This window comes from Paenibacillus sp. Soil724D2, from assembly GCF_001427935.1.
In the GTDB taxonomy this organism is placed as follows: Bacteria; Bacillota; Bacilli; order Paenibacillales; family NBRC-103111; genus Paenibacillus_E.
This window is the reverse complement of sequence record NZ_LMRY01000028.1, coordinates 1-16,154: the sequence shown is the minus strand read 5'-3', so window position 1 is coordinate 16,154 and position 16,154 is coordinate 1. Positions and strand designations below refer to the sequence as shown.

At 42.2% G+C, this 16,154-nt stretch carries 23 protein-coding genes and 1 rRNA gene; 22 read left to right on the top strand and 2 right to left on the bottom strand.

All coding sequences use genetic code 11. From position 1 onward, the window contains the following. Position 1: 1 nt before the first annotated feature. From rplO to ASG85_RS22235, 18 genes are all read left to right on the top strand, one after another. Positions 2-442: a 50S ribosomal protein L15 gene (gene rplO, locus ASG85_RS22320; RefSeq protein ID WP_029196449.1), complete on the top strand. Its 441-nt coding sequence runs from the start codon at positions 2-4 to the stop codon at positions 440-442. Continuing rightward, entirely contained in the window at positions 442-1,746 is a 1,305-nt protein-coding gene (gene secY / locus ASG85_RS22315; protein ID WP_057304265.1) for a preprotein translocase subunit SecY, read from the top strand. The genes rplO and secY overlap by 1 nt, the downstream gene beginning before the upstream one ends. An 85-nt stretch (positions 1,747-1,831) precedes the next feature. Continuing rightward, positions 1,832-2,482 carry an adenylate kinase gene (locus ASG85_RS22310; RefSeq protein WP_029196447.1) on the top strand — a complete coding sequence of 217 codons (651 nt, stop codon included), beginning with the start codon at positions 1,832-1,834 and terminating at the stop codon, positions 2,480-2,482. Next, positions 2,482-3,234: a type I methionyl aminopeptidase gene (gene map, locus ASG85_RS22305; protein ID WP_057304264.1), complete on the top strand. Its 753-nt coding sequence runs from the start codon at positions 2,482-2,484 to the stop codon at positions 3,232-3,234. The genes ASG85_RS22310 and map overlap by 1 nt, the downstream gene beginning before the upstream one ends. Before the next feature lie 10 nt (positions 3,235-3,244). Next, the gene (locus ASG85_RS22300; protein WP_029196445.1) at positions 3,245-3,550 is read left to right on the top strand and encodes a KOW domain-containing RNA-binding protein; all 306 of its coding nucleotides are present in this window, start codon (positions 3,245-3,247) and stop codon (positions 3,548-3,550) included. 2 nt (positions 3,551-3,552) lie between these two features. Continuing rightward, complete coding sequence (gene infA / locus ASG85_RS22295; protein ID WP_009676800.1) at positions 3,553-3,771, top strand: translation initiation factor IF-1; 219 nt, start codon at positions 3,553-3,555, stop codon at positions 3,769-3,771. 107 nt (positions 3,772-3,878) lie between these two features. Then, the gene (rpmJ, locus tag ASG85_RS22290; RefSeq protein ID WP_003333770.1) at positions 3,879-3,992 is read left to right on the top strand and encodes a 50S ribosomal protein L36; all 114 of its coding nucleotides are present in this window, start codon (positions 3,879-3,881) and stop codon (positions 3,990-3,992) included. A gap of 19 nt (positions 3,993-4,011) precedes the next feature. Next, positions 4,012-4,380, top strand: a complete 369-nt coding sequence (gene rpsM / locus ASG85_RS22285) for a 30S ribosomal protein S13 (RefSeq protein WP_028557471.1) — start codon at positions 4,012-4,014, stop codon at positions 4,378-4,380. An 18-nt stretch (positions 4,381-4,398) separates the two neighbouring features. Beyond that, the gene (rpsK, locus tag ASG85_RS22280) at positions 4,399-4,794 is read left to right on the top strand and encodes a 30S ribosomal protein S11 (protein WP_028557470.1); all 396 of its coding nucleotides are present in this window, start codon (positions 4,399-4,401) and stop codon (positions 4,792-4,794) included. 126 nt (positions 4,795-4,920) lie between these two features. After that, a complete protein-coding gene (locus ASG85_RS22275) occupies positions 4,921-5,865 on the top strand; it encodes a DNA-directed RNA polymerase subunit alpha (protein WP_028557469.1) in 945 nt (314 codons plus the stop codon). A gap of 24 nt (positions 5,866-5,889) precedes the next feature. Beyond that, positions 5,890-6,255 carry a 50S ribosomal protein L17 gene (rplQ, locus tag ASG85_RS22270; RefSeq protein WP_057304263.1) on the top strand — a complete coding sequence of 122 codons (366 nt, stop codon included), beginning with the start codon at positions 5,890-5,892 and terminating at the stop codon, positions 6,253-6,255. A gap of 138 nt (positions 6,256-6,393) precedes the next feature. Then, positions 6,394-7,155 carry a tRNA pseudouridine(38-40) synthase TruA gene (truA, locus tag ASG85_RS22265; RefSeq protein ID WP_057304287.1) on the top strand — a complete coding sequence of 254 codons (762 nt, stop codon included), beginning with the start codon at positions 6,394-6,396 and terminating at the stop codon, positions 7,153-7,155. 171 nt (positions 7,156-7,326) lie between these two features. Continuing rightward, positions 7,327-7,764 carry a 50S ribosomal protein L13 gene (gene rplM / locus ASG85_RS22260; RefSeq protein WP_029196440.1) on the top strand — a complete coding sequence of 146 codons (438 nt, stop codon included), beginning with the start codon at positions 7,327-7,329 and terminating at the stop codon, positions 7,762-7,764. Between the two features lie 18 nt (positions 7,765-7,782). Then, positions 7,783-8,175, top strand: a complete 393-nt coding sequence (gene rpsI, locus ASG85_RS22255; RefSeq protein ID WP_029196439.1) for a 30S ribosomal protein S9 — start codon at positions 7,783-7,785, stop codon at positions 8,173-8,175. Between the two features lie 222 nt (positions 8,176-8,397). Continuing rightward, the gene (locus ASG85_RS22250; RefSeq protein ID WP_057304262.1) at positions 8,398-9,090 is read left to right on the top strand and encodes a phosphoadenylyl-sulfate reductase; all 693 of its coding nucleotides are present in this window, start codon (positions 8,398-8,400) and stop codon (positions 9,088-9,090) included. Positions 9,091-9,118: 28 nt separating this feature from the next. Further along, entirely contained in the window at positions 9,119-10,291 is a 1,173-nt protein-coding gene (gene sat / locus ASG85_RS22245) for a sulfate adenylyltransferase (protein ID WP_060647783.1), read from the top strand. 71 nt (positions 10,292-10,362) lie between these two features. Next, positions 10,363-11,118, top strand: coding sequence for an N-acetylmuramoyl-L-alanine amidase CwlD (cwlD, locus tag ASG85_RS22240; RefSeq protein WP_057304260.1), 756 nt, complete (start codon positions 10,363-10,365; stop codon positions 11,116-11,118). A gap of 60 nt (positions 11,119-11,178) precedes the next feature. Beyond that, complete coding sequence (locus ASG85_RS22235) at positions 11,179-12,267, top strand: Mrp/NBP35 family ATP-binding protein (protein ID WP_057304259.1); 1,089 nt, start codon at positions 11,179-11,181, stop codon at positions 12,265-12,267. 46 nt (positions 12,268-12,313) lie between these two features. Here ASG85_RS22235 and gerD read toward each other — a convergent pair whose 3' ends face one another. After that, positions 12,314-13,105, bottom strand: coding sequence for a spore germination lipoprotein GerD (gene gerD, locus ASG85_RS22230; protein WP_057304258.1), 792 nt, complete (start codon positions 13,103-13,105; stop codon positions 12,314-12,316). Between the two features lie 138 nt (positions 13,106-13,243). On the opposite strand from gerD, the gene ASG85_RS22225 reads away from it, so the two are divergent. After that, positions 13,244-13,840 carry a KinB-signaling pathway activation protein gene (locus ASG85_RS22225; RefSeq protein WP_057304257.1) on the top strand — a complete coding sequence of 199 codons (597 nt, stop codon included), beginning with the start codon at positions 13,244-13,246 and terminating at the stop codon, positions 13,838-13,840. A 35-nt stretch (positions 13,841-13,875) separates the two neighbouring features. Here ASG85_RS22225 and pdaB read toward each other — a convergent pair whose 3' ends face one another. Further along, on the bottom strand, positions 13,876-14,658 hold the full coding sequence (gene pdaB / locus ASG85_RS22220; protein WP_057304256.1) for a polysaccharide deacetylase family sporulation protein PdaB: 783 nt from the start codon (positions 14,656-14,658) through the stop codon (positions 13,876-13,878). A gap of 113 nt (positions 14,659-14,771) precedes the next feature. On the opposite strand from pdaB, the gene ASG85_RS22215 reads away from it, so the two are divergent. The 3 genes from ASG85_RS22215 to ASG85_RS22205 all read left to right on the top strand — a co-directional run. Beyond that, complete coding sequence (locus tag ASG85_RS22215) at positions 14,772-15,383, top strand: stage II sporulation protein M (protein WP_057304255.1); 612 nt, start codon at positions 14,772-14,774, stop codon at positions 15,381-15,383. Between the two features lie 151 nt (positions 15,384-15,534). Continuing rightward, positions 15,535-15,765 (top strand): hypothetical protein, encoded by a 231-nt coding sequence (locus ASG85_RS22210; RefSeq protein ID WP_029196431.1) that lies wholly within the window; start codon positions 15,535-15,537, stop codon positions 15,763-15,765. 296 nt (positions 15,766-16,061) lie between these two features. Next, a 16S ribosomal RNA gene (locus ASG85_RS22205) occupies positions 16,062-16,154 on the top strand; the annotation flags it as partial.

Below are 16,154 nucleotides of genomic sequence, written 5' to 3'. Positions count from 1 at the left end.
GATGAAGTTACATGAGCTAAGTTCTGCTACTGGTTCTCGTCACACTCGTAAACGTGTTGGCCGTGGTACAAGTAGCGGCATGGGTAAAACATCAACTCGCGGACATAAAGGGCAAAACGCACGTTCCGGTGGAGGCGTTCGTCCTGGATTCGAGGGTGGACAAAACCCGTTATACCGTCGTTTACCTAAACGTGGTTTCACGAATCGTTTCCGTACGGAATACGCAATCGTGAATCTTGAAGATTTGAACAATTTCGCAGCTGGTACCGAAGTTACTCCACAAGTATTGATGGAGACTGGTATTGTTAAAGCTCCTAAAGATGGCATTAAGATTTTAGGAAACGGTGAAATCACAGTAAAATTAACCGTTAAAGCGAATAAGTTCTCTCAATCTGCGATTGAGAAAATCCAAGCTGCCGGCGGTCAAACCGAGGTGATTTAATGTTCAATACCATAGCCAACATCTTCAAAGTAGAAGACTTACGCAGAAGAATTATATTCACACTCGTCTTGCTAATCGTCTACCGATTAGGCGTTTTTATTCCAGTGCCTAACATAAATACAGATGTTCTGAAACTTCAAGATCAAGCGAATCAGAGCGATGTCTTTGGTTTGCTTAACACGTTTTCTGGTGGGGCGCTCTTTCAGTTTTCCATCTTCGCGATGGGAATCACCCCTTACATCACGGCTTCGATCATCGTACAACTTTTATCCATGGATGTAGTCCCGCGCTTTGCGCAATGGGCAAAAGAAGGCGATGTCGGAAGAAAGAAAATGACACAAGTTACTCGTTACGGTACGATTATTCTAGGTGTGATTCAAGCATTTGGTCTTTCCATTGGGTTTAACCGTTTGTATAGTGGACTCGTGATTGACTCAGGCTTCACTACCTTTGCACTAATCGCTATCGTACTGACAGCTGGTACAGCTTTCTTGATGTGGCTAGGTGAGCAAATCACGGAGTTTGGGATTGGGAACGGTATTTCCATTATCATCTTTGCTGGTATCGTCGCGGCGATTCCGACAAGCATTCAACAAATTTACAAATCACTTTTTGCGACCGAAGGAGCTTTGTTCCTGAATATCGTGAAACTGATCATTATTGCTTTGGTTGTTATACTGATTATTGCCGGGGTCATATTCGTGCAGCAAGGTGTTCGTAAGATACCTGTACAATATGCGAAACGGGTAGTTGGTCGTAAAATGTATGGTGGTCAAACCACTCACATTCCTCTTAAAGTGAATGCGGCTGGTGTAATCCCAGTAATCTTTGCACTTTCGTTATTGATGTTCCCTCCTACCATTGCTAGTTACTGGAGAGGAAATGTTGTTGCAGAATGGATAATAAACAATTTAAGTATTAACCAAACTGCTCCGCTAGCGATTGTACTTTACGTACTGCTGATTATTGGATTCACATACTTTTATACCTTCGTACAAATTAATCCAGTTCAAATGGCTGACCAGATGAAGAAAAATGGTGGCTATATACCAGGTATTAGACCCGGTAAGACAACATCGACTTATCTGACTCGCGTAATGACTAGAATTACTCTTTCTGGGGCTTTGTTTCTCTCAGCGATCTCGATTCTTCCAATGCTATTCGGAGGACTTGCCGGTTTGCCTAGTTCGGTTCGGATTGGTGGTACATCTTTACTTATCGTAGTAGGCGTTGGTCTTGAGACGATGAAACAAATCGAGAGCCAATTGATTAAGCGTCATTACAAAGGATTTATCAATAAATAGCTAATAGGTTCTGATGGGGCAATATCTGCGACATCGGCACCTATTGTGCTGTTCGTAATGCCGAGTGCGATGGGAGGTTTTAAGTGTGAACGTAATTTTTATGGGGCCTCCTGGTGCAGGCAAAGGTACACAAGCTGAAAAAATCGTTAACGAATTTCAAATTCCTCATATCTCAACTGGAGATGCTTTTCGCTTGGCGATGAGTCAAGGAACACCACTTGGTGTTGAAGCCAAAGGTTATGTGGATAAGGGACTTCTGGTTCCTGATGAAATAACGAACGGTATTGTGAGAGAGCGTCTTGCCCAACCGGATTGCGATAAAGGCTTTTTGCTTGACGGGTTCCCTCGAACTGTTGCTCAAGCAGATGCATTGTCTGAAATCGTAGATTCATTAGGTAAGAAGATTGAAGTAGTTATCAATCTTTCCGTTGATCGCAGTTTCTTGCTTGCAAGACTAACTGGCCGAAGAATTTGTAAATCCTGTGGTTCTACGTATCATGTAATCTTCAACCCACCAAAGCAAGAAGGCGTATGCGATAAATGTTCGGGTGAGTTGTACCAACGATCTGATGATACGGAAGAGAAAGTCGGAACTCGTTTGGATGAATACATCAATAAAACGGCTCCGCTACTGGATTACTACCAAAAGAGGGAATTATTGCGTGAGGTTAACGGGGAACAAGACATTCATGCGGTAACCGAACAAATTAGCTCACTGCTACGAGGTCTAGCGTAATGATCATTTGTAAGTCCGAGGTTGAACTAGACCTAATGCGAGAAGCTGGTCGTATCGTAGCCGAAACGCACCGCTTATTGGCAAGGGCGATTCGTCCGAACATTACAACGAAAGAACTTGATCAGATCGCAGAGGAATTCATTCGCAGTCAGGGAGCGATTCCATCTTTTAAAGGCTACAACGGTTTTCCTGGAAGCATTTGTGCTTCAGTCAACGAAGAATTAGTTCATGGTATTCCTGGTCCAAGAAAGCTCACTGAGGGCGATATTATCAGTATAGATATTGGTGCTCAGTATAAAGGTTATCATGGAGATTCTGCTTGGACGTATCCTGTCGGTGAAATTTCTGAAACAGCGCGGCGGTTGTTAGCTGTGACAGAAGAATCACTTTATCGAGGCATAGCAGAAGCTAAACCGGATGCTAGACTCTACACGTTGTCGCATGCAATCCAAACTTGTATTGAAGACGCAGGCTTCTCCGTGGTTATAGAGTATGTTGGTCACGGTATCGGAACGGATCTTCACGAAGAACCACAAATTCCGAATTATGGTGTTCCTGACAAAGGTCCTCGTCTCAAACCAGGCATGGTCCTAGCCATTGAACCGATGGTGGTCGTTGGCGAAAGATTTGTCCAAACACTCGAAGACGATTGGACTGTAGTCACTGCGGATCGTACCCTATGTGCTCATTTTGAACATACGATTGCAATTACGGCAGCCGGTTATGAAATATTAACTTTGCCTAGATCGTAGGTGATGGTGAATGGATAGCAAGATTCCGAAGGTGGGTCAAATCGTAAAGGTGCTTCGCGGTCGAGATCCCGGAGAATATGCGGTCGTAATTGGAATTGTCGATCATCGCTTTGTCTGGCTTGCCGACGGTGATCATCGCAAATTCGATCAACCGAAGAAGAAGAACCTGAATCATCTTCAGTTACAAGAAACGATTAGCAGTGAAGTGGAGTCAAGCATTAGGGAAACAGGTCGTGTTACTAATGGAAAGTTGCGCTTCGCAATTGCCAAATTCGTTGAACTTATGCAAGATGAAGCACAAGAGAAAGGAGAATGACTGTGGCCAAAGAAGATGTAATTGAAGTAGAAGGTACAGTGATTGAACCTCTTCCGAATGCAATGTTTAAGGTTGAATTGGAAAATGGTCATAAAATCCTAGCCCATGTATCCGGTAAGATCAGAATGCATTTTATCCGCATTTTGCCTGGAGATAAGGTTACCGTAGAATTATCGCCTTATGATTTAACGAGAGGCCGTATAACCTACCGTTTCAAATAAATGTTCGGCTTACATGTAAGTTACTCTCTCAAGGCGTATGCTTACGAAGCAAGTTTTCTAACAGAAAACGCAACATGGTTGCTTACGATGATAAGGAGGGCTTAAAAATGAAAGTTAGACCGTCGGTTAAACCGATTTGCGAGAAATGCAAAGTTATTCGCCGTAAAGGTAATGTAATGGTTATTTGTGAAAATCCTAAGCACAAACAAAAACAAGGTTAAAAGGAGGTGCAATCTGTAGATGGCACGTTTAGCTGGAGTTGACTTACCTCGTGACAAACGAGTTGTAATCGCGTTGACTTACATTTTCGGTATCGGCACTACAACTGCTCAGAAAATCATTGCTTCCACAGGTATCGACGCTAGTACTCGCGTTCGTGACTTGACTGAAGATGAAGTGAGCAAAATCCGTGATGTAATTGACAAAACCCTTAAAGTAGAAGGCGACCTTCGTCGCGAAATTTCCCTAAACATCAAACGTCTAATCGAAATCGGATCCTACCGTGGTCTTCGTCACCGTCGTGGTCTTCCTGTTCGTGGACAACGTACTAAAACTAATGCTCGTACACGTAAAGGTCCTCGTCGTACGGTAGCTAATAAGAAGAAATAATAAAGGGGGTTAGAGCTAATGGCAAAACCTAAAAAAGTCGTCCGTACGAAACGTCGTGACCGGAAAAATATTGAGAGCGGTGTAGCACACATTCGTTCAACATTTAACAACACGATCGTAACGATCACGGATCCGCATGGTAACGCAATTTCCTGGGCAAGTTCAGGAAACCTTGGATTCAAAGGTTCCCGTAAAAGTACTCCTTTTGCAGCGCAAATGGCAGCTGAAAAAGCAGCTAAAGCAGCTATGGAGCATGGTTTGAAAACTGTTGAAGTAATGGTTAAAGGTCCAGGAGCTGGCCGCGAAGCAGCAATCCGCTCTTTGCAAGCAGCAGGTCTTGAAGTAAACCTGATTAAAGACGTGACTCCGGTTCCTCATAATGGCTGCCGTCCTCCAAAACGTCGTCGCGTATAATTCAGGATCACTTTGTAGTATAATTATTCCAAAATCGTGAATAATGGTTTGAAGGATAGGAATACTATGAAATTTTCAGGCGAAGTATCCAGAGGGAAACGACGTATTGAATGGAGGGTACATTTCATGATCGAAATCGAAAAGCCAAAAATAGAAACCGTAGCATTAAGTGAAGATGGCGCTTATGGTAGATTTATCATCGAGCCGTTGGAGCGTGGCTATGGTACAACCTTAGGTAACTCACTACGTCGTATCTTACTGTCCTCTTTACCGGGGGCAGCAGTAACCTCTGTCCAAATCGATGGCGTTTTACATGAGTTTTCAACGATTCCTGGCGTGCTTGAGGATGTAACGGAAATTATCCTCAACTTGAAAGGCCTATCGTTGAAAATTCACTCCGATGAGGAGAAAGTGCTTGAAATTGATGCAGAAGGAGAAGGTAATATTACCGCAGCTGATATCCGTGGTGATAGCGATGTGGAGATTCTTAATCCGGATCTGCATATTGCAACCTTATCTCCGGACGCACGTCTTCACATGAGGATTCATGCGGGCAGAGGACGCGGTTACGTCCAATCGGACAAAAATAAGCATGAAGAACAACCAATTGGAGTGATTCCAATTGATTCGATCTACACGCCTATTACCCGAGTGAACTATGCTATTGAGAATACTCGCGTCGGCCAAGTGACTAACTATGATAAGTTGACCCTCGAAGTGTGGACTGATGGAAGTATTCGACCAGAAGAAGCAGTGAGCTTGGGCGCCAAAATCTTAACAGAACATCTGAACTTGTTCGTTGGTTTGACGGATGAAGCGAAAGATGCTGAGATTATGGTAGAGAAAGAAGAAGATAAGAAAGAGAAAGTTCTGGAGATGACTATCGAGGAACTAGATCTATCTGTTCGTTCTTACAACTGTCTCAAGCGTGCAGGGATTAACACCGTACAAGAGCTGATTACCAAAACAGAAGAAGACATGATGAAAGTTCGGAACTTAGGACGCAAATCGCTTGAAGAAGTTCAAGAGAAGCTCGAAGAGCTGGGTTTGGGACTACGTACTGAGGAATAATCTTGTCAGAAGGAGGTTAATTCAATGAACTACAGAAAATTGAACCGCGATTCCAGTAATCGTAAAGCATTATTCCGTGATCTGGTTACAGATCTGTTCATACATGAACGCATCCAAACTACAGAAGCAAAAGCAAAAGAAATTCGTTCCATCGCTGAGAAGTTAATCACTCTTGCGAAGCGCGGAGATCTTCATGCACGCCGTCAGGTTGCTGCTTTTGTTCGTAGAGAAGCTGCAAACGAAAATCAAGATGCGATTCAAAAACTGTTCTCCGATTTGGCTACTCGTTACTCCGAGCGTCCAGGTGGATACACTCGTATCCTTAAACTGGGACCACGCCGCGGTGACGCAGCACCAATGGTTTACCTAGAGCTAGTAGATCGCGCATAAAGACGGATGGGAAAGGGTGGACGGAATCACTAGATTCTGGTGAAGCCCTTTTTTTGCAGTCTTAGCACGCTCTCTAGAAGTGAATTTAGCTAAGGCTAATCACTTAGATAGGAAGGATGACTCATGGAGGAACAAGCCTTGAGAAATCTACGTTTTACCATAAGTTATGATGGGACTGCTTATTCAGGTTTTCAGATTCAGCCTAAAGCAGATACGATTCAATACCGTTTAGAGCAGGCTGTTTTCATGTTAACTGGTGAGAGAGTGAAAGTTATCTCATCTGGGCGTACAGATGCCGGTGTACACGCGAAAGCACAAGTTATTAATTTTAGTACGAATTCAAAGATTCCAGTGGAACGTTGGTGTTTAGCTTTAAATGCTAGACTACCCAGAGATATCGTCGCACATACCGCGGAAGAAGTCCTTCCTTCCTTTCATTCTCGCAAAGCCGCGAAACGCAAAACTTACTGCTTTTCAATTCGCTCGGCGCGCTTCCCTGATGTCTTTCACCGCAACTATGAATACCATCATCCTACGCATTTGAATGTGGAAGCCATGAGAGAGGCGCTCCCTTGCTTGCTAGGTGAGCATGATTTTACTTCGTTTTGTACGGTGAGAACAGATAAGGAAGTAAAGGTGAGAACCCTCTACGAGGTTCGTTTGGAAACGGAAGCTGACGAGTTGTCTACGACGGGGAAAATCGCCAGAATCCGGTTAATTGTAACGGGTAATGGTTTCCTTTATAACATGGTTAGGATCATTGCAGGAACACTGATTCAGATTGGAGAAGGTAAGAGACCTAGTAGCGATATGCAGCGAATTCTTGAAGCTAGAGACCGATCTCAAGCAGGTCCTACGGCCGAAGCTATGGGTTTAACGTTATGGAGAGTCGACTATTAAAATCTTAAAACACTACTTGCTTCTTATCGATGTTTCGTGTAAAATATAACTTGGCGTTTCGTGATCGGCTACCCCACAGCCCCTGATCACAAATGGCTGTCAACCATCCATCATTTATGTAAACTAACAATAATAATTATGTATTGAGATATATTTTTAGGAGGATTAAGCATGCGCACCACATATATGGCTAAGCCAAATGAAGTAGAGCGTAAATGGTACATTGTTGACGCTGCAGGCCAAACACTTGGCCGTCTTGCAAGTGAAGTTGCTAGCATTATCCGCGGTAAGCACAAACCGGAGTTCACTCCACACGTAGATACTGGTGATTTCGTTGTTGTTATCAATGCTTCCCAAATTAAGCTAACTGGTAAAAAAATGCAAAACAAAATGTACTACCGTCACTCTTTATACCAAGGTGGTTTAAAAGTGACTTCCGCTCAGGATTTGCTGAACAGCAAACCTGATCGCATGATCGAGTTTGCCGTACATGGTATGCTTCCTAAGAACCGTCTTGGCGACAGCTTGAAAACTAAGCTTAAAGTCTACGGTGGAGCAGAGCACCCGCACCAAGCACAACTACCAGAAGTCTGGAATCTTCGCGGTTAATATAAGGAGGAACGTTTCGTGGCACAAGTTCAATATTATGGAACGGGTCGTCGTAAACACTCGGTAGCGCGTGTGCGCTTAGTACCGGGTGAAGGACGCATCATTATCAATAAACGTGATCTAGATGAGTATTTCGGTCTAGAAACGTTGAAACTGATCGTTAAACAACCATTGACATTAACTGAGACTGTCGGTAAATACGATGTTCTAGTTCTTGCAAATGGTGGTGGAATCAGCGGACAAGCTGGAGCGATTCGTCACGGGATTTCCCGTGCATTGCTGAAAGCTGATCCGGAATACCGTGGATCCTTGAAAAAAGCAGGATTCTTAACACGTGATTCCCGTATGAAAGAGCGTAAAAAATATGGATTGAAAGCCGCTCGTCGCGCTCCTCAATTCTCCAAACGTTAAGATTACGCGCCTTTGGCGCTCAAGAGAGACCTTTCCTGCATTATGCTGGAAAGGTTTTTTCTTTTTAATCAAAAGTTAGGAGTTATTCCAACCAACAATATAGATTTAATGAAGTTAATACCAAAATGATAAAAAGTAATTGACACAAATCAGATCTCAGCTATAATTAAATTTAAATCATACAATAACAGTCGGGATTAAAAACTTTAGGAGGTATTTAAAATGAATCTCTTTGAAAAAGAAGCTTTTGTATCGAAAGCCGCAGAGGAATTCGAAAATCAATCACCAGAAGCAATATTGAAACTTGCCGTTGACACATTCCCAAGATTAACACTTGCTTGTAGTTTTGGTGCTGAAGATGTTGTCCTTGTTGATATGCTTCAAAAAATTAATCCGACCGTAGATATTTTCTACTTGGATACGAATGTTCATTTTCAAGAAACATATGATACAAGAGATCGTCTAGAGCAGCATTACGGCACTAAGTTTGTTCAAGTATTGCCGAAGCTTACACTTGATGAACAAGCTGAGAAATTTGGCGATGAGCTATGGAAAAGCGATGCTAACCAATGCTGTAACATTCGAAAAGTAGATCCGTTAACCGATATCCTTAAAAATTATGATGCTTGGATCACAGGAATTCGCCGCGACCAAGCACCTACTCGTGCAAATGCTAAAAAAGTGGAGTACGACGTGAAATTTGGTTTGATTAAATTTAACCCTCTTGCTGGTTGGACTTCAGAAGATGTATGGAATTACATTCGTGAGAATGATGTAATCTACAATCCCTTACATGATCGCAACTACCCAAGTATCGGGTGCACACATTGCACGCGTCCTGTAGCCGAAGGTGAAGATCCACGTGCGGGTCGTTGGGCTAGTATCGAAAAAACAGAATGCGGCCTTCATAAGTAATCATAGATATTACGGAGGTGACTACGTAATGACGACGATTAAGCCACATGGCGGCAAATTAATTAACCGCTTGGTTCCTGCAGAGGAAAGAGAAGAGCTTCTAAAACATGCAGCATTATTGAAACAAATTCGTGTGAATTCATGGACCATTTCTGACCTAGATCTGATTGGGGTAGGTGCATTTTCACCATTAGTTGGATTCCTTGAGGAGAAAAACTATACGTCTGTTGTAGAGACCATGCGTCTTACTGATGGTACTGTGTGGAGCATACCTGTTACCTTATCGATCGACCCAGAAGTTGCAGCTTCCATCTCCATTGGTGAGCAACTAGCGCTTGTTGGTGAGGAAGATGATGTGATTTTTGCTATCTTAGAAGCGACCAGTATTTATAAAGTAGATCAACAAAATGAAGCAATCAATATTTTTAAGACAGATGATATGGCTCACCCTGGTGTGGATAAACTGTTCTCGCGTTCTTCTACGAATATCGGAGGTCCTATTCAACTGCTTAACAGACCAAAGCCTAAGAAGTTTGAAGAGTTTTATTTTGATCCATCCGAAACACGTCGCATTTTTGCGGAAAACGGGTGGAGAACTGTCGTTGGCTTTCAAACGCGTAATCCTGTCCACAGAGCTCATGAATACATTCAAAAGTCGGCCATGGAAATCGTGGATGCTCTTTTCCTTAATCCGCTTGTAGGTGAGACTAAATCCGATGACATCTCTGCAGATGTTCGTATGAAAAGTTATTTGGTATTGCTTGAGAATTACTATCCGAAGGATCGAACTTTCTTAGGCGTATACCCGGCTGCTATGCGCTATGCAGGTCCTCGTGAGGCGATTCTACACGCTATTGTACGTAGAAACTATGGATGTACTCATTTCATCGTAGGACGCGATCACGCGGGTGTTGGCGATTACTACGGCACGTATGAGGCTCAAGAGATTTTTAGTAATTTTACGGCAGAAGAAATTGGGATTACCCCATTATTCTTTGAGCATAGTTTCTTCTGTACAAAATGTGGCAATATGGCATCTAGCAAAACTTGTCCGCATAATAAGTCCCACCATATGCATCTCTCCGGCACCAAGGTTCGTGGACTGCTTAGAAACGGTCAATGCCCGCCTCCGGAGTTCACACGCCCTGAGGTCGCCCAGGTTCTTATTGAAGGTCTAAGAGACCCTGAATATCAAGTGTAAGTAAGGTATATTTGTCCACCTTGTCCCATATAGATGTTACAGAGTCTATGGGGAACAGAGGTGGATTTTTTATGCGCAAAAGGAAGAAGAGGCTGGTTGTCTGGCTGACTTTTAACAGTAGTCTTAAGCTTGTTCTCTCGACCTTGCTGGTCGCACTTGTTGTGTTCATCTATGCCTATGAGCTGCCGGCAACGAAGACGTGGTCGGATTGGACTTTACCTTTGTCAGGTAAAACAATTGCTCTGGATGCTGGTCATGGTGGTCCAGATGGCGGAGCTTCTAGCAAGGAAGGAGTTGTTGAGAAAGATATCAATTTAGCGATCACACTTCATCTTCGCGATTACTTGCAGCAGGCGGGTGCAATCGTCCTTATGACAAGGGAAACGGATACCGATTTGGCTGAAGCCGGCACCAAGGGATATAGTAAAAGAAAGACGCAAGATCTCCACAATCGTGCCGATCTCATCAATGAGAATAATGCGGATTTGTTTCTGAGTGTGCATTTAAACAGCATACCTTCTCAGAAATGGAGAGGCGCACAAACGTTCTATTATCTGAATAACCCGAATAACCCTAATTTAGCCGCACTCATTCAAATGGAATTAAAGAAAAACTTAGAGAACACCGATCGTGTTGCCAAGCCAGCGGACAAGACCGTTTACTTGTTAAAAACGCTGAAAATACCGAGTGCTCTTGTGGAAGTGGGTTTCCTTTCAAACCCTGAAGAAGCAAGATTGCTTGCGAGTGAGAAGTATCAGAAGATGGTGGCAGCATCTGTCTATCAAGGTATCTTAAGATTTTATGCGGGGGAAAAAGTGGGATCTTAATCAATATGTGATATAATTAAGGCCACAATTACAATGTCCCAATAAAGGTATGGTGTGGCTATGATAAACAAAGACCAACTATTAGAAGCGTTACGACCTCTTGTGGAACCTCATTACAATAAAAGCGTTGTGGAACTTAATTTAGTTAGAGATGTGATGTTTAAAGAGGATAACGTATCTTTAAGCTTAATTGTCACGACCGAGGATGATGCGTTCAAAGAAAAGGCGAAGGTTTATATTCAGCAAGCTTTAGAAAAATTGGGTATAGCACAAGTACATATTCGTTTCAGACTAATGACTGATTATGAACGTACTCAGATTAAAGATGTGGTTCAACCGGCTGTAGAGAAGAAAGCCCAACCAGTCCAACCACCGATTGAGCAACCAATATTGGGAGAAGCCTCCACAGTTGAGTTTATAGCCGTTGCAAGTGGCAAAGGCGGTGTGGGTAAATCAACCGTAACTGTTAATTTAGCCGTTGCCTTAGCTCGCCAAGGGAAAAAGGTTGGAATCATCGATGCTGATATATACGGTTTCAGTATCCCTGATATGATGGGCATCGAAGAACAGCCGAAGCTTGTCGATAATGTCATTATGCCAGTTGAGAAATTTGGTGTAAAAGTAATCTCTATGGGTTTCTTTGTTCAAGATAATGCACCTGTCGTTTGGCGTGGTCCTATGTTAGGGAAAATGCTTCGCAATTTCTTCAATGAAGTTAATTGGGGAGATGTTGAATACATCCTACTGGATCTTCCTCCAGGTACGGGAGATGTAGCGCTAGATGTGCATCAGCTCATCCCGCAAAGTAAAGAAGTGATTGTGACAACACCGCATGCCACAGCAGCTTTTGTAGCCGCTAGGGCGGGAGCTATGGCCATTCAAACAAACCATGAAATACTAGGTATTGTGGAGAACATGTCTTATTATGAATGCAAAGATGGCAGCATAGATTACGTATTCGGTAAAGGTGGAGGAGCTAAACTTGCGGAAGATTTGCATAGCGAATTATTAGCTCAGATTCCGCTTGGAGCTCCCGACAATCATGTCTCGGAAATCGACTATTCACCATCTGTCTATAAGTCAGACTCAAAAGCTGGACAAATCTATTTGGATATGGCTGCAAATATCATTACCAAATTGGACAAATAATTAGAAAGGGCATACGGAGAAATCCGCATGCCCTTTATTTTCATAATTAGGAATCAGAAGAACTAGAGTCATCCTTTTTCTTTTCGTTGTCTTTCTTATCGGATTCTCCCGAATCGCTTTTCTCATCTTTCTTCTTTTCTCCTCCGCTATCTCCCTTGTCTCCTTTGCCCCCACCTTCTTCTTTCTTTTCAGCACTCTTAGCCGTAGGCATCTGCTCGGGCTTACTTTGTTGGGCAATGGCTGCCTTAAGAAGGTCAACCATATGAGCACGGAACAAAGGACTTTGGATGGATTCTTCCATAACCGTCATCATTTGCTGGCGATAGGCTGCTGTTTTCATAACATCTAGCATCATCTTTTCATATTCTGGGTTTTTCATCACATCAACGAGTGATTTTTGATATTCTGGGTCCTTTAAAAGCTCTTTGAACATCTGTTTGGTTTCTTTTTGAATAGCCTTAGCAAAATCGCCGGCAAATTTAGGGTCTTTCATCATATCGGTGAGGAACATGTTATTCTCTTTTGCTGTGAGAACATCCTTCACTGCCATCTGCAATTGCAAAGATTCATTTGCTGACAAAAGCTTGATTTGAGATTGACCAGCTACACCGTTGGCGCCCACATCACCATTCATTATGCTGCGGTTTGCTGCACTTATTGCTTTCTTCCCATCCTCTGACTTCAGAATATCAAGAATCATGGTCTTTTGCTCTTTATACGTATTAGCTTGAGATTGACCCTGACCTTGTGATGAACTATCTGATCCACACGAAGCGAGAAGTAAGGCGATAGAAATGAGTGGTAGGACTTGCAGCTTCCTGAACTTAGTTGTTAACATAAAAGCATGCTCCCTTCCCTAACTTAATAGTTGTTAGTATGTGTGGTTCGGGATAGATTATAAGGGCCATTCATTGGCTTTTTACCGTAAACGTTGGTACAATTAACAATTAGAGTTGAAGTATGGGGGTAATTGATCTTGACGCTGCGGAAGTGGTTTCACTTATTTTGGACAACATTGTTATTAGGAATGCTTGTATCTATAGGGATTGGACTCATTTTACAATATTCCGACAAAGAATTTTCGGTTATGGGGTTATCGGCAGTAGGTTTTAATGTATTAAATATGTTGCTTGGTGGTGCCACGATAAGCGTGCTGAGCCAAATGGGCTTTTTTGCTTATCTAATTGTCAGATTCATTGCTGCGGGTATTATTCGCTCCAAGACGGTATGGGATCTTTTACAATTGGCTGTCGTTATTGTTGTCCTATTTGATCTCGTATATCTGAGAATGACTAATTTTGAGGGTACAGAATCCGTTTTGAGCTACTCCATTTTACCTGCTATCATATTGTTAATTTCCATTGCAGTTGCGTATTGGAAGGTAAAGATGACGAATCGGAACGCTTTTATCCCGACATTGTTCTTTATGTGCGCTGTAACCGTCCTTGAAGCCGTACCTGCATTAAAACTAGATAACGCAGCATCAAGTTTATTTATGTTGGCCCCGTTGCTTGTTTGTAATGCATGGCAAATTTTGATTCTTCATAAAATATTGGATAACAAAAAGAGCTAATCTAATTAGCTCTTTTTTGAATCATAGCATAGTCATTAATTGATCTGTTTCATTGCCTGGTCTTCAACCGGTTTAGTCTCCACCTGGGTTTGTTTGATTAACTCACTTACCGTAACGAATTCGTAACCCTTAGCTCTTAACTGCTCAATGATAACTGGTAAGGCCTCATGTGTTTGCTGAGACGAATCGCTGGCGTGCAGTAATACAATATCACCTGGATGTGCTTTGGTTACTACACGGTTAATGATTGTATCAACACCTTTATTTAACCAGTCTTGAGAGTCGGTATCCCATTGGATGACCGAATACCCTAAATCATCCGCAATTCGAAGCACTCGTTTGTCGAAGTCACCATTGGGAAGGCGAATTAAGTTCGGTTCTTTTCCGATCAATTCCGTTAAAATGCCATGGGCTGTAGTAATCTGTTTGCGTATTTCTTCATCACTTAGCGTACTATAATTATCGTGTTTGTTTCCATGGCTTCCAATTTCGAAACCATCCTTCTTGATATGTTCCACAATCTCGGGGTGGCTTTTACTCCACGGAGAGGATAGGAAGAAGGTTGCATTCTTCACACCTTTTTCCTTAAGGATATTCAAAATTGGTTCCGCACGCTTCTCGCCCCATGAAATATCAAAGGTCAGGGCAATAACCTTTCTTTCGGTCTGTACGCTATAAATAGCGGAGGGCTCTGCATTGGAGAAGACGGATACATTACTTTGTTCCGAATAAACAATAGCGGCAGCGAAGACAATGGCAAGCGCGATAAAAACATATTGTTTAAACTTACGAGCATTTACAACGAAAAAGTAGTTCATGGATAGCTTGTACCTCCTCTAAGCCTTACATACGGGCAAGGCTTGTATACTCTTTAGTAAATAATGTATGCTCGTACACAGTACTTATGCTTCCGAAATTGGAGGGAACGAAAATGAAATTCAGACAATTATTCCAACATTTTAAAGAAATGAAACATTACTTCATCGTCGTCGTCTTAGTTTTTGGGTTTAGTTTATATTTAGGTTGGGCGAATTCAGATCAGTTTTCTCACTTCTTAGAAGGGCAGATGAAGGGGCTCAAATCTTTAAGTCAATCTCTAAGCAGTAAGGATAATCCCCAATTATGGTTTTTTATTTTCATTTTTCTAAACAATGCGATTAAGTCAGTGGTCATTATCTTTCTTGGCCTATTACTAGGTATTCTGCCACTCTTTATGTTGATCGCTAACGGGATGATACTTGGATACGTACTTTCTTTACAAACGCAAGAAAGCACATTGTCCATTGTTCTGAAGGGGATTCTTCCACATGGTATTATAGAGATTCCGGTCATATTAATTGCTTGTGCATATGGACTTAAATTAGGTTTATTAGTCTGGAAATCCGGAGTGCAGCTCTTTGTACCTGATAAAGAGAAGACAGCACGTGCGGAGCTGGTTAAAACACTCCATCTAACTAAGCCATTAATGGTATTCATTGTTGTACTTTTGCTCGTCGCGGCAATCATTGAAAGTACACTTACATACTGGTTGGTGCATCTGTAAAATATTTTCAGAACTTCTGTCATAAAAATGGCAAAATCTGAGCATAACAGTAAAACGGTAAGAAGAGCGGACCGAATAAGGGTCGGCTCTTCTTTCAATCAAACTGTAAGTGCCATAAATCTCTACAGTCGAGAGGGGTTTGAATGGATGTATGCTCGGATTTTTGTTCAATGATCGGGAATGCAGAGAGTTGGATTATGTACTTCGCAAAGAGTTAGATGAAATGTTGTTCGATCTCAATGACAAAAGAATTGATCAAGAGATTAAAGGGGCCATAGAATCCAGATATAAAGTGATCTTCCGGATGTATGCTCGAATAGCGACGCCAAAGGAAATATCAAAGTATGCAAGAAATCGTAACTATCAAGCTCAAAAAAAATAGGGGGTAGGTGCTTGACTTACCCTCTCATCCTATGGTACTTTATAACTCGCCCCTTCGAAAAGAAGGACAAGATGTTGATTGAAGAAGATGACCTTCATTATTCTTCGAAAAAACACTTGCAATCTTCTAGGTCGATGTGGTATATTAAAAAAGTCGCCGCTAAATGGATGGCGAAGAAATAAGAAAGAAAATTGATCTTTGAAAACTGAACAACGAGTGAGTAAGCACGGTCGAGCAATCGACTATAATGAGATGAATAATCTCGCTAGCAAGTCAATGAGCATTTCAGCTTTTCTATTATGGAGAGTTTGATCCTGGCTCAGGACGAACGCTGGCGGCGTGCCTAATACATGCAAGTCGAGCGGACTTATCCTTCGGGATAAATTAGC

What these genes read in the sequence shown, in the direction of transcription:
- rplO (WP_029196449.1), top strand. Translation starts at nt 2, where the DNA reads ATGAAGTTACATGAGCTAAGTTCTGCTACTGGTTCTCGTCACACTCGT.
- secY (WP_057304265.1), top strand. Translation starts at nt 442, where the DNA reads ATGTTCAATACCATAGCCAACATCTTCAAAGTAGAAGACTTACGCAGA.
- map (WP_057304264.1), top strand. Translation starts at nt 2,482, where the DNA reads ATGATCATTTGTAAGTCCGAGGTTGAACTAGACCTAATGCGAGAAGCT.
- ASG85_RS22300 (WP_029196445.1), top strand. Translation starts at nt 3,245, where the DNA reads ATGGATAGCAAGATTCCGAAGGTGGGTCAAATCGTAAAGGTGCTTCGC.
- rpmJ (WP_003333770.1), top strand. Translation starts at nt 3,879, where the DNA reads ATGAAAGTTAGACCGTCGGTTAAACCGATTTGCGAGAAATGCAAAGTT.
- rpsM (WP_028557471.1), top strand. Translation starts at nt 4,012, where the DNA reads ATGGCACGTTTAGCTGGAGTTGACTTACCTCGTGACAAACGAGTTGTA.
- rpsK (WP_028557470.1), top strand. Translation starts at nt 4,399, where the DNA reads ATGGCAAAACCTAAAAAAGTCGTCCGTACGAAACGTCGTGACCGGAAA.
- ASG85_RS22275 (WP_028557469.1), top strand. Translation starts at nt 4,921, where the DNA reads ATGATCGAAATCGAAAAGCCAAAAATAGAAACCGTAGCATTAAGTGAA.
- rplQ (WP_057304263.1), top strand. Translation starts at nt 5,890, where the DNA reads ATGAACTACAGAAAATTGAACCGCGATTCCAGTAATCGTAAAGCATTA.
- rplM (WP_029196440.1), top strand. Translation starts at nt 7,327, where the DNA reads ATGCGCACCACATATATGGCTAAGCCAAATGAAGTAGAGCGTAAATGG.
- ASG85_RS22250 (WP_057304262.1), top strand. Translation starts at nt 8,398, where the DNA reads ATGAATCTCTTTGAAAAAGAAGCTTTTGTATCGAAAGCCGCAGAGGAA.
- sat (WP_060647783.1), top strand. Translation starts at nt 9,119, where the DNA reads ATGACGACGATTAAGCCACATGGCGGCAAATTAATTAACCGCTTGGTT.
- cwlD (WP_057304260.1), top strand. Translation starts at nt 10,363, where the DNA reads ATGCGCAAAAGGAAGAAGAGGCTGGTTGTCTGGCTGACTTTTAACAGT.
- ASG85_RS22235 (WP_057304259.1), top strand. Translation starts at nt 11,179, where the DNA reads ATGATAAACAAAGACCAACTATTAGAAGCGTTACGACCTCTTGTGGAA.
- gerD (WP_057304258.1), bottom strand. Translation starts at nt 13,105, where the DNA reads ATGTTAACAACTAAGTTCAGGAAGCTGCAAGTCCTACCACTCATTTCT.
- pdaB (WP_057304256.1), bottom strand. Translation starts at nt 14,658, where the DNA reads ATGAACTACTTTTTCGTTGTAAATGCTCGTAAGTTTAAACAATATGTT.
- ASG85_RS22215 (WP_057304255.1), top strand. Translation starts at nt 14,772, where the DNA reads ATGAAATTCAGACAATTATTCCAACATTTTAAAGAAATGAAACATTAC.
- ASG85_RS22210 (WP_029196431.1), top strand. Translation starts at nt 15,535, where the DNA reads ATGCTCGGATTTTTGTTCAATGATCGGGAATGCAGAGAGTTGGATTAT.